This window comes from Croceicoccus bisphenolivorans (assembly GCF_001634625.1).
GTDB classification, from domain to species: Bacteria; Pseudomonadota; Alphaproteobacteria; order Sphingomonadales; family Sphingomonadaceae; genus Croceicoccus; species Croceicoccus bisphenolivorans.
The window spans coordinates 1-14,502 of the sequence record NZ_LRSE01000010.1; the positions used below are offsets into that span (position 1 = coordinate 1).

A 14,502-nucleotide genomic window follows, 5' to 3' on the forward strand; every position below is an offset into this window, starting at 1 on the left:
ACCTCTACCTTCACCAGCAGGCGCTCGACACATCAACGCCGAGTGGCCGAGCGATGTTCGGTATGCTCAGCGTCTTCGCCGATTTTGAGCGGGAGTTGATCCGCAGCCGAATCATGGCGGGTCTTGCCCGATCCACCAAGAAAGCAGGTCGCCCAGCCCTTGATCCCGAGAAGATCGCCAAGATCGAGCGTCATCTCAACGCTGGCACATCCATCAATGAGACTGCCCGCAAGCTCAAGGTCGGGGTCGGCACCGTCCATCGCATCAAAGTCCGCATGACCAATGAGGCTATCGCCGCATGATGGACCCGAAAGATCGTCCCACCCTTGGACCGCGCTTCTTCGAACTCAAAGCGCAGATGGATGCCAAGCGGAAAGCCGAAGCCGAACAGCGAAACAATCGTCAGGATCAGCCGCCCGAAGATGAATGAGAACATCGCGGCATGAGACGCAAACGCTTCGTCTGCCCTGAGTGCGGACAGAAAACGGGCATCCCTATCGCCTACGGCTACCCCAGTCGGGGCCTCATCAAGAAGGCCAAACGGAACGAGGTGTTGCTGGGTGGATGCGTCGTTGAGATCGATGCCCCCAACCGTCACTGCCAGAACTGTAAGCATCAATGGATCGACGATGAGAAGAGCGTCCGATCAACTTCCTAGAATGACCTGAGCCCACATCAATGTCCGATAAGAACGCTCCCCAGATCGTCGATGCTGACGGTCGGCCATCATCCGCAACCATCAACCAACGCTTAGCGGAAGCGTCCGAGGAAATGGTCAGGGATGATCCTCACACCGATCCTGTCGGGTGCGCCACCGGACCGGCATGGCGCTGCTCGCCGGATGTTATCCAGGACAATTCCCGCCCTTCCACTTCGCTGGTGATCCACTATGGATCGGCCGAAGGAGGACCGCGATGAAGGCAGGCAAAGAGCCGCTGCTCGGCGCGATCGAGGCGGGCGGTACCAAGTTCGTTCTTGCCGTCGGCACCGCGCCTGACAATACTGCCGCGCGCCATGTCATCCCGACACAAATGCCATCCGAAACGCTGGCGGAGGCGGAAGCATGGTTCAGGGCCCAGGGCAGCATTGCCGCCCTGGGCATCGCCAGTTTCGGGCCGATCGATATCGATCGCGCATCGCGGACATGGGGGCATATCACCACGACGCCGAAGTCCGGTTGGTCGGAGTGCGATATCGCCGGTTTCTTCGCTGCCCGGTTTGCGGTTCCGGTCGGTTTCGATACCGACGTCAACGGCGCGGCTTGGGCGGAAGTGCGTTTTGGCGCGGGACGGGGCGTTTCATCGCTCGCCTATGTGACCGTGGGCACCGGTATTGGCGGCGGTCTTGTCATCGACGGGGAGCCGATCCACGGTGCGTCGCATCCAGAGATGGGGCATATCTTCGTGCGGCGTGGTCCGTCCGACGATGATTTCGCGGGACACTGCCCGATCCACGGCGATTGCCTGGAGGGGTTGGCCAGCGGCCCCGCGATCATCGCGCGGTGGGGTTCGCCACTGTCAGACCTGCCGCAGGATCATCCGGCCCACGCTTTGGTTTCCGGATATCTCGCACATCTTTGCTACGACATTTTCGCCATCACTGCTGCCGAAGTCGTCGTGCTGGGCGGTGGAGTCCTCAGGACGCCGGGCCTGCTGCAGCGTGTGCGCGAACAGGCAACCGCGCTGGCAAGCGGCTACCTGCCCGGCGGGGCGCGCCACAGGGTCGAAGCCGCCGGATTGGGCGAAGATGCGGGCATTACCGGCGCATTGATGCTAGCCGAACGGGCACTGGCACGAGGCGATTAGACCAGCGCCATCAAGCTGGCGTTGCCGCCCGCCGCCGTCGTGTTGATCGATGTGGAGATCTCCTCCCGCAACCAGGCCTGACAATAACCGCCACTGGCATCGGGCGACTGCACCAGCGGGATCGCCCCTGCCATCGCGGCAACCGCCTGCAGGATTTGCGGAGTCGGTTTTTCCACCAGCACCGCAGCCCAGACGTTGGTTTCGGGCAGGCTTTCGCAGACGGCCGCCTCATCCTCCGGCGCGATTTGCGACGACAGAACGGTGGCGCGCCCTCCGGCCGTCGCGACAGCGGCAAGTTGGCTGGCGAGGCCAGCGGGCGTTGCGGGAATGCACAGGATCTCCCCGCGCGAGTGCAGTTCGTACAGGTTTCTCTCCCCCACCGGCCCCGGCAGTTCGAGCGTGCCGGCGGCAAGGTCGATGTCCGTTCCGGCCTTTACCAGACGCGACAGATAGAGCGGCCCGCCTGCCTTCGGCCCGGTGCCCGACAGGCCCCGCCCGCCGAACGGCTGCACGCCGACAACAGCACCGATCGTGTTGCGGTTGATATAGACATTGCCCACCGCGATCCGGCGCGTGACTTCGCGCACCGTCTCGTCAAGCCGGGTGTGCAGGCCGAACGTCAGACCGTAACCGGTGGCGTTGATCGCATCGACCAGCTTGCCCAGATCCTTGCGCGCGTAACGCACCACGTGGAGCACGGGGCCGAAAACCTCTCGCCCGAGTTCCGCGATCGAACCGATCTCGATGATTGTCGGCGCAACGAAAGTGCCGATGTCCGTTTCTGCGGGGAGGGGGAGGCGATCTACCTTGCACCCTGCCGCAGCCATCTGAGCGACATGCGCCTCTATAGTGTCACGCGCTTCTGCCGTGATGACGGGGCCGATATCGGTGGCAAGCCGGTCGGTATTGCCTATGCAAAGCTCATGCAGTGCGCCGCGGATCATCGCCAGTTGGCGGTCTGCAATGTCATCCTGCAGGCACAGGATACGCAGCGCGGAACAACGCTGGCCCGCGCTGTCGAATGCGCTGGCGATCACGTCGGTCACGACCTGTTCGGCGAGGGCGGAGGAATCGACGATCATCGCGTTCTGGCCACCGGTTTCCGCGATTAAAGGGATCGGGCGGCCGTCCGGCGCAAGGCGGTTGGCCAGTTCGCGCTGGATCAGCCTGGCCACTTCGGTCGATCCGGTGAACATCACGCCTCTCGTTTCGGGCGCCGTGACCAGCGCCGCGCCGACATCGCCGGCGCCGGGCACGAATTGCAGGGCCTCTGCCGGAATGCCGGATGCGTGAAGGATGCGGACCGCCTCTGCCGCGATCAGCGGGGTTTCCTCCGCCGGTTTGGCCAGTACGGGGTTGCCCGCAACAAGGGCGGCCGCGACCTGCCCCGTGAAAATCGCCAGCGGAAAGTTCCACGGGCTGATGCAAACGACAGGACCGACGGGTTCGGCCCGTTGCAAGGTATTGCGCGCCTGCACGGCGTAGTAGCGCAGGAAATCCACCGCTTCGCGTACTTCCGCCACGGCATTGGCGGCGCTCTTGCCGGCCTCTCGCATGGCAAGCGCCATCAGGCGGGGCATGGCCGCTTCCATGGCATCGGCGGCGCGGCCGATGCAGGCGGCACGCTGCGCGACCGGCACCTCTGCCCAGCTGCGGGCAGCACCGGCGGCAACTTTGGCGGCAAAGGCGGCATCGCGCTCTTTGGCAAAGGATACGAACCCTACCTTGTCGCCATGGTCGGCAGGGTTCAGCACCGGGCGCAGCGGGCGTTCGCTGGCAAGGCCGGGGATCATCGGGGCTGCGCGCCAGACCTGTTCGGCCGAAGTGCGCAAAGCTTCGCCCAGATCTGCCAGTTCGGCTTCGCTGGCAAGGTCGATCCCGGCCGAATTGCGCCTTTCGGGGAACAGGTGCGCTGGCAAGGCAATGGCCGGATGGGGCGATCCGAACGGCGTGATCGCGCGCGCCACCTCTACCGGATCTGCCGCCAGTTCCTCTGCCGGCACGTTTTCGTCGCCGATGCGATGCACGAAACTGGAATTCGCGCCGTTCTCCAGAAGGCGGCGGACGAGATAGGCCAGCAAAGTCTCGTGCGTGCCGACAGGGGCGTAGATGCGGCACGGGCGCTTGTCCGGTCCATGCCCCACGACCTGTTCGTACAGCGGCTCGCCCATGCCGTGCAGGCACTGGTACTCCCAGTCGCCGATGCTGAAATCCGGTCCGGCCATGTGCCAGATCGCGCTCAGCGTCTGGGCATTGTGCGTCGCGAACTGCGGGAACAGCACGTCGCGATTGGCCAGCAGCTTCCTTGCGCAGGCGAGGTAGGAAACGTCGGTATGCACCTTGCGGGTAAAGACCGGAAAGTCGGCCATGCCGTCGACTTGCGCGCGCTTGATCTCGCTGTCCCAGTACGCCCCCTTCACCAGCCGCACCATGATGCGGCGGCCGGAGCGGCGGGCAAGGTCAACCAGCCAGTCGATGACATACGGACAACGCTTGCCATAGGCCTGAACCACGAAGCCGAGGCCGTTCCAGCCCGCCAGCTCCGGATCGAGTGCAAGGGTTTCAAGCAGGTCGAGCGAAAGTTCGAGGCGGTCCGCTTCCTCCGCATCGATGTTCAGCCCGATGTTGTGCGACTTGGCCAGCAGGGCCAGATCGCGCACGCGTGGCAGTAGTTCATCCATGACCCGCCCGGCCTGCGCGCGGGCATAGCGGGGGTGCAACGCGGACAGCTTGATCGAGATACCGGGGCCGGCAACCACCCCGCGCCCCGCCGATGCCTTGCCGATGGCGTGGATGGCGCGTTCGTAGTCCGCGAAATAACGGGCCGCGTCCCCGGCGGTCGTCGCCGCTTCGCCCAGCATGTCGTAGCTGTAGGCAAAGCCCTTCGCTTCCATCTTGCGCGCGCGTTTCAGGGCTTCGGCGATGGTTTCGCCGGTCACGAACTGTTCGCCCATCAGTTCCATCGCCATGTCGACCCCGCGTCGGATCACCGGCTCTCCAGCCCGTGCGACAAGGCGGGTGAGAGCCGACGACAGGCCCTTGTCGTTCACGCTCGACGTCAGCTTGCCGGAGACGACAAGGCCCCACGTCGCCGCGTTCACGAAGAGCGAGCGTCCGTCGCCCAGATGCTCCTTCCAGTTGCCGGGCGCGATCTTGTCGCGGATCAGCGCATCGCGGGTGGCGTCGTCGGGAATGCGCAGCAGCGCTTCGGCAAGGCACATCAGCGCTACGCCTTCCTGACTGTCCAGCGAGTATTCCTTGACCAGATCCTCAACCCCGCCGCGCTGGCCGTTCCGGCGCAGGTTTTGCACCAGCCCTAGCGTCATGTCGCGCACGGGTTGCTGCAGCGCATCGGGCATCCGGGCCGCTTCGATCAGCTCCGCCATGCACTCCGGCTCCGCCCTGCGGCAGGCGTGCGTGATGGCGCGGCGGAGGGGCGTTTGCGGGCGGATGGTCGGTGCGAATCCGGCGAAGGGAGCGTGTGCGTTCATGGCCAGAGAACAATACCACTTTCCGTCATATCAGTTTGCCCATAGAATGACGAAAAGATAGCCAAAACGACTTAAATTTCGCGACTAATTCTGCATCAGGACCAGAAAGTGTGATCACTGTAGACGATCTGGATCATTTCGATCGCAAGATCATCGCTGCACTGGCGGCGGACGGGCGGATGACGATTACCGACCTTGCCGAAAAGGTCGGCCTGTCGAAGACGCCGTGCCAGAACCGCTTTCGCAAACTGGTCGACGGCGGCGTCATTCGCGGCTTCACCGCGATCATCGACAATGCGAAGCTGGGACTGGACCACGTGGCCTTTGCCGAAGTGAAGCTTTCCGACACACGGGAAAAGGCGCTGGAGGAATTCAACGCCGCCGTGCGAAAGCTGCCGGAGGTCGAGGAATGCTACATGATCGCCAGCAGCTTCGACTACTTGCTCAAGGTCCGTACCGCCAACATTCGCCGCTACCGCGAAGTGCTGGGCGAAAAGATTTCCAGCCTGCCGCACGTGTCCAGCACGTCGACATTCGTCGCGATGGAAGCGATCAAGGACAATGACCGCCCCCGCGTGCCCAAGGCCGCGGGATAGCGCTTACTTGGCGTAGTAGTCGCGGTACCAGGCGACGAACTTCGCAATCCCGTCGCGGAACGGCATGGCCGGCGCATAGCCGGTCAGGCGGCGCAGCAGCGCGGTATCGGCCCATGTCGCGTAAACGTCGCCCTTCTGCATCGGCATCATGTTGCGGATCGCCTCGACCCCCAGTTCCGCCTCGATCGCGTCGACGAAGTCGAGCAGGCGCACCTTCTCTCCATTGCCGATATTGACCACGCGCCACGGCGCGACGGGCGAGAGGCTGTCTCCTTCCGCGATGTCATCCGCGCTATCCGGGCGTTCGGGCGGAGTGTCGATCAACAGGCGGATGCCGCGCACCAGATCGGTGACGTAAGTGAAGTCGCGGTACATCTCGCCATTGTTGTAGATGTCGATGGCGCGCCCGTTCAGCATGGCATCCACGAACTTGAACAAAGCCATGTCGGGCCGCCCCCACGGGCCATATACGGTGAAGAACCGGAACATCGTGGTCGGGATGTTCCAGAGATGCGCATAGGAATGCGCCATCGCCTCGTTCGCCTTTTTCGTGGCGGCATAGAGGGTGATCTGGCTGTCGACCTTGTCCGTCTCGCGAAAGGGCATGTCCTCGTTCGCGCCATAGACTGAGGATGTAGAGGCCATCAGCAGGTGGCCGACAGCCAGTTCGCGCGCGACTTCCATCACGTTGAACGCACCGACCAGATTGCTGTCGACATAGGCACGCGGATTTTCGAGGCTGTAGCGAACGCCGGCCTGTGCGGCGAGGTGGACGATCACGTCGGGCGCGAATTCGCGGGCGACCTGCATCAGCCGCTCGTGATCTTCCAGCATTGCTTCCGTCGCGGAAAAGCCGGGACTTTGCAGCAGCATCTGCAACCGCCGCCGCTTCAGCGCGACGTCGTAATAATCGCTCATCCCGTCATAGCCGTGAACGATGAAACCTTCGTCCAGCAGCAGGCGGCACAAGTGGAAGCCGATGAACCCGGCGGCTCCGGTAACAAGAACACGGCGTGGTGCAGGAGTTTCGGATTGCGTCATCGGGAAGTTCGGCGCTGCCTTCGCGTTTCGGGTCGTCATCGCCATTTGGGGTGGCGCAGGCAGGCTGTTGCCCAATCGGGCAGCCGTTGCAATCGGATATCGCCCTTATGCAAAGGTTCGCGCCGACGCTATTTTCCAGCGCTATCCACGGCTTTGCCGGTGCAGGACGGCGCAAGCGGTTTTCCTGTGCCCCCATCGTCTGGCAAAGGCATAGGCATGGCAGAGCCATCCGACGCCCCATATATCGACCAATTCGATCAGTACGCCGATTACGATCGCGTGGACTATCCGGATTTCGCGCCCGAACCGCCCGTCTTCGGCCCCGCGCCGGATGAGGCGACCCTGCTGGACAAGCTGCACTCGGTCTTCGGCTTTCGCGCCTTTCGCGGCGTGCAACATCAGGTGCTGGACCGTGTGCTGTCCGGCCGGTCGACATTGGCCGTCATGCCCACGGGCGCGGGCAAGTCGCTGACCTACCAGTTGCCCGCGACGATGGTGGACGGCACGTGCGTCGTCATCAGCCCGCTTATCGCCCTGATGCACGACCAGTTGCGCAGCGCGGAGGCAAACGGCATCCGCGCCGCAACGCTGACCAGCGCGGACGAGAACCGGGCCGAGACCGTCGCGCGCCTGCGGGCCGGTGATCTCGACCTGCTCTATGTCGCGCCCGAACGCGCCAGCCAGTCGCACTTCCGCGAACTGCTGGGCCAGTGCCGGATCGCGCTCTTCGCCATCGACGAGGCGCACTGCGTGTCCGAATGGGGCCACGACTTCCGCCCCGACTATCGCCTGCTGCGCCCGCTGATGGACCTGTTCCCCGGTGTGCCGCGGCTGGCGCTGACGGCGACGGCGGACGCGCATACCCGCTCCGACATCCTGGCCCAGCTTGGCATTCCCGAAGAAGGGATGATCGTCGCAGGCTTCGACCGGCCCAACATCCGCTACGCCATCCGCCCGCGCGACGGGCTGACCCAGCAGCTTCGCCGCTTGCTGGCGGCCAATCCCGGCCCCGGCATCGTCTATGCCCCGACCCGCGCCGCGACGGAGCGGCTGGCCGAAGCACTTTCGGACGGAAACCGCGAGGTTCGCGCCTATCACGCCGGCCTGCCCCCCGAAGTGCGCGCCGCGAACCAGTCCGCCTTCGTGGCATCGGAAGACATGGTGATGTGTGCGACCGTCGCGTTTGGCATGGGCATCGACAAGCCCGACGTCCGCTTCGTCGCCCATGCGGGCCTGCCAAAGTCGATCGAGGCCTATTACCAGGAAACCGGCCGCGCGGGCCGCGATGGCGATCCGGCAACGGCCCACCTGTTCTGGGGCGCGGACGATTTCGCCCGTGCGCGAATGCGGGTGCAGGAAGTGGAGGAGGCGCGCCAGCAGGGCGAGCGTACGCGGCTTTCGGCGCTGGGCGCTCTGGTGGAGACTGCCGGATGCCGCCGCGCGATCCTGCTGCGCCATTTTGGCGAGAGTCCGCCCGAGACTTGCGGCAATTGCGATAACTGCCTTGAACCGCCCAAGTCGGTCGATGCCACGGTGACGGCGCAGAAATACCTCTCTGCCGTGGCGCGGACGCGTCAGATGTACGGGGCTGGTTATGTCGAGAGTATCCTGACGGGCCAGTCCAGCGAACGCGCCAGCCAGCAGGGGCACGACACGCTGTCCGTCTTCGGCATTGTTGGGGGTGAGGAGGCGGCGTTGCTCAAGCCTGTCCAACGCGCGCTGCTGGTGCGCGGGGCCTTGCTACCCACGGAACACGGCGGGCTGATGCTGGGGCCGGAAGCGCGGACGTACCTGAAGGGCGAGCTTCCGCTCGATCTGGTCATTCCGCCCAAACGCACGGGCGGTCGGAGCCGAAAAGGCAGCGGGCAAGAGCTCAACCCCGTTGGCGATCCGCTGTTCGATGCCCTGCGTTCGCTACGCCGCGATCTGGCGAAAGAGAACGGCGTGCCGCCCTATGTCATCTTCCACGATGCCGTGCTGCGCGACATGGCCGGTTTCCGCCCGCAGAGCCGGGATGCACTGACCGACCTGTCGGGGATCGGGGCGAAAAAGCTCGACGCTTATGGCGATGCCTTCCTGACCGTGATCCGACAGCACTCCTGATCTGCTTGCCCGCATCTCCCGTATGATATAAAGATGATATCATATTTATATCATGAAGGGGGTTTGCAATGGAATTGAAGTCTATGGAAGCCAGCCGGGAAACCGGCGCCAGCACCGCCAGCGGCTATCCGGTTCTGGTGGTTGTCGCGATCATGTTGCTGATCATCGGATACGAGGTCGCGCTGGCGCCTTATCCGTCGGCCTTCATGCTGATTGCGGCGGGCGTGTTCTTTGCGTTCCTGACTGCCGGGTTCTACATGCTGCAGCCCAATCAGGCGACGGTCGTCACCCTGTTCGGATCGTATCGCGGCACCGATCGCAATCACGGCCTTCGCTGGGTCTGGCCGTGGATGGGCCGCAAGAAGGTGAGCGCGCGCGCCAACAACATCCATTCCGACCGGATCAAGATCAACGACAAGCGCGGCAACCCGATCGAGATCGCCTGCAACGTCGTATGGCGCGTGCGCGATACGGCGCAGGCGACTTTCGATGTCGACGATTATCGCGAATTCGTGAACATCCAGATCGAGGCGGGCCTGCGTACTGTCGGCTCGCGCCATCCCTATGACGATATCGAGGAAGGCGAGACCACGCTGCGCGGCGACGGCGAGCTGGTGAATGCGGAACTGCTGACCGAACTGAACGACCGGCTGAAGGTTGCGGGCATCGTGGTGGACGAGGCGGGGCTGACACACCTTGCCTATGCGCCCGAAATCGCCGGCGCGATGCTGCGCCGCCAGCAGGCGGAGGCGGTGATCGCCGCCCGCGCCAAGCTGGTGATGGGTGCGGTCACGATGGTCGAGATGGCGCTGGAGAAGCTGAGCGAGGGCGAGATCGTGCATCTGGACGACGAGCGGCGCGCGGCCATGGTGTCGAACCTGATGGTCGTGCTGTGCGGAGAGCGGGAAACGCAGCCGATCGTCAATACCGGCACGCTCTACAACCACTGAGGCCAGATGAGCGCGAGGAAGCCCTTTGCCCTGCGCCTCGATCCGGCGCTGCACGCCGAGATCGAGGCCATGGCCGCGCGTGACCTGCGTTCGGTGAACGCCGAGATCGAGTTCCTGCTGCGCGAGTCGCTGGCAATACGCGGCGTGAAAGTCGCGTCCGTACCAGCGCCCCGTCGCGGCAGGCCGCCGAAGGAGGTTTAGGCCGGAGCCTCCTGTCCCCGCGTCTTCCACAGCGAGTAGCCGACACCCCCCGCGATCAACGCGAAAGTCACGCCAAGGCTGATTGCGGGCGGAAACTTGGCCCCGCCCAGCACGAAGTCCGCGACGAAGATCTTGCCGCCGATGAACACCAGCACGGCGGCCAGTGCATATTTCAGATAGGCGAAGCGGTTGATCATCGCCGCCAGCGCGAAATAAAGCGCCCGCAGGCCAAGGATCGCCATGATGTTCGACGTGTAGACGATGAACGTGTCGGTCGTGATCGCGAAGATTGCCGGCACCGAATCGACCGCGAATACGAGATCGGCAAGGTTGATGATGACGAGCGCGAGGAACAGCGGCGTTGCCGCGCGCACCATCTTCCCGTTTTCGTCCGGCACCCTCACGAAGAAGTGCTGCGCGTGCAGTTCCTTCGTCACGCGCATGTGGCGGCTGATCCACCGCACGACAGCGTTGTTGCCGATGTCGGGATCGTGGTCGGAGGTGAAGAACATCTTCACGCCCGTGAACACGAGGAATGCGGCAAAGATGTAGAGTACCCAGTAGGCTTCCTGCACCAGCGCCGCACCGCCCGCGATCATCAGCCCGCGCAGCACGATCACCGCCATGATGCCCCACAAGAGGGCGCGGTACTGGTACTTGGCGGGGATGGCGAAGAAGGTGAAGATCAGGCTGATCACGAAGACATTGTCGATCGACAGCGCCTTTTCGATGAAGAAGCCGGTATAGTACTGCATACCGGCCTCTCCGCCCTTGGCGTACCAGACCCAGCCGCCGAACAGCAGCGCGATCCCGATGTAGAAGGCGGTCAGCTTCAGCGATTCGCCGATGCCCATCTCGCGGTCCTCCTTGTGGAGGATGCCGAGGTCGAACGCGGTCAGCGCGGCAACGATGCCAAGGAAGGCGAGCCAGAACCACGCGGGGGTTCCGAGCCAGTCGGCAAAGAGAAATTCCATCGGTGCCGCCCCTTAACCGAAGGCCGGCGCGCGGCGCGCGGTTAGCTGCATAAGGCGCAGTTTCAATGCGCTCTTGAGGATATGGAGGCGGGCAATCTCGCGCGGGTCGCTCTTGCTGCGCTGGGCACGGCGGAGTGCGTCGTCCAGCTTCTGCAGGCGCTCCAGTCGGCGGAACAATCGGTCGGTCATCATCAATTCCCTGATCGAAACGTGTTGCGTTCGATCGGGTGAAGTGATCACTGTCCGGACTTGCTTTGGGGCTTGGGATGGCCCGGACTGGCATCGGCATCACCCGATGCGGTCCGACATCACGAGGCGCTTTCGACCATGAGGTCAGTCACGCCGCGCCAGAGGGGCCCGGTCCCGCACCGCAAACATGGGGGGAACGCCCGCCGATTGCAAGCACAGGTTTGTTACAGAAGATGTCCGGTACGGTCGCGCTTGGTATCGAGATAGCGGGCGTTGTGCGGATTTGCGGGCAACTGGTGCGGCACGCGTTCGGCAACCTCTACGCCGATCGCTTCAAGGGCCGCGACCTTGGCGGGATTGTTGGTCATCAACCGGATCGCATGGATGCCCAGCAGTTCCAGCATCCGCGCCGCAACGGGAAAGTCGCGCGCCTCGGTCGGCAGGCCGAGCCGGTTATTGGCGTCGACCGTGTCAAATCCCTGATCCTGCAGGCGATACGCGCGCAGCTTGTTGATGAGACCGATGCCCCGCCCTTCCTGACGCAGGTATAGCAGCACGCCATAGCCGCCATTTTCCGCTTCTGCGGCCATGGCATGAAGCGCGGCGTCGAGCTGCGGACCGCAATCGCATTTCAGGCTGGTGAGCACATCGCCGGTCAGACATTCCGAATGCAGCCGGACGAGCGGTGTCCGGTCCGTGCGTTGTTCGCCCACGATCAGGGCGACATGCTCGCGCAAGTCGTCCGGCGCGCGGAATGCGACGATCTCGCAATCCTCGGCAGCGGCTGTCGGCAGGTCGGCCCGGGCCTGTATGGTCAGGCGGCCTGCATCCTGAAACGCGTCCAGATCGGCCACGCTGCAGGTTACGGTTCCCTCAGCCGGGGTCGGCCCGGCAAGGAAGCAGGGGAGGACACCGGCGATGCGGGCAAGCGTCATTGCCGCCTTCGCAGCTTCCGCCGTCTCCAGCGGTTCGGCCCGAAACGGCCCCGCCAGCGGATGGAGCAGGTCTTCCGACGGGTCGGCTAATGCGCGGGCAAGGGGCAAATCGAACGGTTCGGCTGCGCGGATCAGCACCGGCGCTTCGGGCACGGCGGCATCGCGCTGGTTGGCCAGCTTGAGCGTCACCGCGCGAGCGGCGGAAATCAGCAGGCGCGGCGCTGTGGTGCCGCCGACCTCGTATCCGGTTTCGGCGCAAAGCAGGGTCAGCGACCCGTCATCGCCATCGATCCGGATCGGCCAGCCATGGCGCAGCGCATCCACGACTTGCGCGGCGCGGCGGGAATCGCCCCCTGTGCTCACCGGACGGGTGTCGCTGTGGGGTTCACAGGTCGAACTCTGTCACCAGCGGCACATGATCCGACGGCTGTTCCCACTTGCGCGTTTCTTCGACAAAGCGATGGGAGACCGACTGCGCGGCCAGATCGGGCGATGCCCACATGTGGTCCAGCCTGCGGCCCTGGTCCTTCTGCCGCCAGTACGAGCGGTAGGACCACCACGAGTAGTTCCGTTCGGGCGCGGGGATGTGCTTGCGGCCAAGGTCGACCCAGCCGTGTGCGTCGGCCAGCTTGCGCAGCGTCTCCACCTCCAGCGGCGTGTGGCTGACGACTTTCAGCAGCGCCTTGTGGTCGTAGACATCGCATTCCAGCGGCGCGATGTTGAAATCGCCGACCAGCAGCGTGGGTCGGTCGATCTTTTCCGCCCAGCGCGTCATGCGTTCAAGGAAATCGAGTTTCTGGCCGAATTTCGGATTCACCTCACGGTCGGCAATGTCTCCGCCCGCAGGGATATAGACGTTTTCGAGGATCATGCCCTTGCCCGGCCCGCCCAGTGCGACGCCAACATGGCGCGCCTCGCCATTATCCTGCCAGTCGTGGCGGCTGAACTCGGTAAAGGGAATGCGGCTGACCGTCGCGACGCCATGATAACCCTTCTGCCCGTGCACCGCGCGATGGGTGTAACCCAGCTTCTCGAACGCATCGTGCGGGAAGAGATGTTCGGCGCACTTGATTTCCTGCAGGCACAGGACGTCGGGCGACTGTTCGGTCAGAACGCGGGCCACCTGTTCCATGCGCAGGCGGACCGAATTGATGTTCCATGTGGCGATAGAGATCATGGCCAAAGGCAAATAGTGCCCCCGGCCCCAAAGTCCACTGCCCAGAGCCGGAACCGGTGCGTGTCGGACAAGGAAAAACCCTCGACCCGGGGGCAGTGGGTCGAGGGCTTCCATTCGCGTTCGTCACGCTCGGCAGGTCGCGTTTCGCTTGGTTGCGGGCAACAGGGGGGAAACCCGAACCACGCGTCCTGTGACTATATTTCTACCGGTCCGGGCCTGTCGGTCAGATGAACGGAAACCGGCGTTAACGGGCGTTTCATCGCCTTGTCGGCACGGTCCGGCGTCGATCCGGCGGAAAAGCTGAACAGGCGCGCGTTAACCTGAACGAAACCGTGGGAAGCCGCGCCCGCCGCCGGTTCAACGCTTCTTGCGGGGGCTGACATCCTTGAACATGAAAGTGCCGTTGCTGACGTCCATGCCATAGCGGTGGCCGCTGAGCTGGATGCGCGTCATCTTGTTCTGCGCGTCCACCGCGACCCAGCCGGCAAGCTGCATCCCGCCCGGTGCCGATGCCTTGCGTTCGAAGATCATCGTCATCGTGCCGTATTCCGGATGTTCCGGATCCTTGATGCGGATGCTCGTCACATCAGGGTGGTTCGTGGGCATCAGCGTGCCGTATTTGGCGATGTCGCCATCGGGCTGGAGCAGCGCGCCAAGCGGGCTGTTCTTGATCGGCCAGACCTGCTTCTGGCTGACTTCGTAGTCGAGCATAGTGAGGCGGCTGCCGTCCGACACGATCAGGACCGGCACGTCCTTCTGGTATTCGAATCGCACCTTGCCGGGACGCTTCAGCGTCATCTTGCCGGTCAGCTGTCCGCCGCCGCGATCGATCTGGGTGAAATTGGCCTTCATCGTGCTGATCGCACGCAGGGCCTTCACCGCCTTGTCCATCTGGTTTTCCGCAGCAGCAGCGGGAACGGCCGGAGCCACGAGCGCGGCCGGTGCGGCGAGTGCAAGAAGGCCGGCGCCAAGGGCGCGGGCCGTACGGGTTTTGAAGAGCTTCATAGTCATCCCGGTTCAGTTACCAATCGGGCATTGAA

General features: G+C 63.9%; 14 protein-coding genes. 7 read left to right on the plus strand and 7 right to left on the minus strand.

Annotated features, from left to right (window positions below; genetic code table 11):
* The 3 genes from A7A77_RS11610 to A7A77_RS11615 form a co-directional block, all read left to right on the plus strand.
* The coding region (locus A7A77_RS11610; RefSeq protein WP_172799898.1) for a recombinase family protein at positions 1 to 302 on the plus strand (302 nt) is incomplete at its 5' end.
* Positions 302 to 430 carry a hypothetical protein gene (locus A7A77_RS18460; RefSeq protein WP_281180018.1) on the plus strand — a complete coding sequence of 43 codons (129 nt, stop codon included), beginning with the start codon at positions 302 to 304 and terminating at the stop codon, positions 428 to 430. The genes A7A77_RS11610 and A7A77_RS18460, both read left to right, overlap by 1 nt.
* 484 nt (positions 431 to 914) lie before the next feature.
* Complete coding sequence (locus A7A77_RS11615) at positions 915 to 1,805, plus strand: ROK family protein (protein WP_066558153.1); 891 nt, start codon at positions 915 to 917, stop codon at positions 1,803 to 1,805.
* Here the strand turns inward: A7A77_RS11615 and putA are convergent.
* On the minus strand, positions 1,802 to 5,296 hold the full coding sequence (gene putA, locus A7A77_RS11620) for a bifunctional proline dehydrogenase/L-glutamate gamma-semialdehyde dehydrogenase PutA (RefSeq protein ID WP_066558158.1): 3,495 nt from the start codon (positions 5,294 to 5,296) through the stop codon (positions 1,802 to 1,804). The two genes, A7A77_RS11615 and putA, sit on opposite strands and share 4 nt — an antisense overlap.
* 110 nt (positions 5,297 to 5,406) lie before the next feature.
* Between putA and A7A77_RS11625 the strand changes: the two genes are divergently transcribed.
* A complete protein-coding gene (locus A7A77_RS11625; protein WP_066558161.1) occupies positions 5,407 to 5,892 on the plus strand; it encodes an Lrp/AsnC family transcriptional regulator in 486 nt (161 codons plus the stop codon).
* Between the two features lie 3 nt (positions 5,893 to 5,895).
* Here the strand turns inward: A7A77_RS11625 and A7A77_RS11630 are convergent, their stop codons facing one another.
* Positions 5,896 to 6,933, minus strand: a complete 1,038-nt coding sequence (locus tag A7A77_RS11630) for an NAD-dependent epimerase/dehydratase family protein (protein WP_066558483.1) — start codon at positions 6,931 to 6,933, stop codon at positions 5,896 to 5,898.
* Between the two features lie 216 nt (positions 6,934 to 7,149).
* On the opposite strand from A7A77_RS11630, the gene recQ reads away from it, so the two are divergent.
* The 3 genes from recQ (at position 7,150) to A7A77_RS11645 (ending at position 10,187) form a co-directional block, all read left to right on the plus strand.
* The gene (recQ, locus tag A7A77_RS11635; protein ID WP_082836086.1) at positions 7,150 to 9,036 is read left to right on the plus strand and encodes a DNA helicase RecQ; all 1,887 of its coding nucleotides are present in this window, start codon (positions 7,150 to 7,152) and stop codon (positions 9,034 to 9,036) included.
* Between the two features lie 68 nt (positions 9,037 to 9,104).
* Positions 9,105 to 9,986, plus strand: a complete 882-nt coding sequence (locus A7A77_RS11640) for an SPFH domain-containing protein (protein ID WP_066558163.1) — start codon at positions 9,105 to 9,107, stop codon at positions 9,984 to 9,986.
* Between the two features lie 6 nt (positions 9,987 to 9,992).
* Entirely contained in the window at positions 9,993 to 10,187 is a 195-nt protein-coding gene (locus A7A77_RS11645) for a type II toxin-antitoxin system antitoxin (protein WP_066558165.1), read from the plus strand.
* Here the strand turns inward: A7A77_RS11645 and A7A77_RS11650 are convergent.
* The 5 genes from A7A77_RS11650 to A7A77_RS11670 all read right to left on the minus strand — a co-directional run bounded on the left by A7A77_RS11650 (position 10,184) and on the right by A7A77_RS11670 (position 14,467).
* Positions 10,184 to 11,161, minus strand: coding sequence for a TerC family protein (locus A7A77_RS11650; RefSeq protein WP_066558167.1), 978 nt, complete (start codon positions 11,159 to 11,161; stop codon positions 10,184 to 10,186). The two genes, A7A77_RS11645 and A7A77_RS11650, sit on opposite strands and share 4 nt — an antisense overlap.
* A 12-nt stretch (positions 11,162 to 11,173) precedes the next feature.
* Positions 11,174 to 11,350: a DUF465 domain-containing protein gene (locus tag A7A77_RS11655; RefSeq protein ID WP_156500538.1), complete on the minus strand. Its 177-nt coding sequence runs from the start codon at positions 11,348 to 11,350 to the stop codon at positions 11,174 to 11,176.
* Positions 11,351 to 11,574: 224 nt separating this feature from the next.
* Positions 11,575 to 12,648: a GTP cyclohydrolase II gene (gene ribA / locus A7A77_RS11660; protein ID WP_066558172.1), complete on the minus strand. Its 1,074-nt coding sequence runs from the start codon at positions 12,646 to 12,648 to the stop codon at positions 11,575 to 11,577.
* A 22-nt stretch (positions 12,649 to 12,670) separates the two neighbouring features.
* The gene (locus A7A77_RS11665; protein WP_066558175.1) at positions 12,671 to 13,462 is read right to left on the minus strand and encodes an exodeoxyribonuclease III; all 792 of its coding nucleotides are present in this window, start codon (positions 13,460 to 13,462) and stop codon (positions 12,671 to 12,673) included.
* 357 nt (positions 13,463 to 13,819) lie between these two features.
* A complete protein-coding gene (locus tag A7A77_RS11670; RefSeq protein WP_342668665.1) occupies positions 13,820 to 14,467 on the minus strand; it encodes a LolA family protein in 648 nt (215 codons plus the stop codon).
* Positions 14,468 to 14,502: the final 35 nt, after the last annotated feature.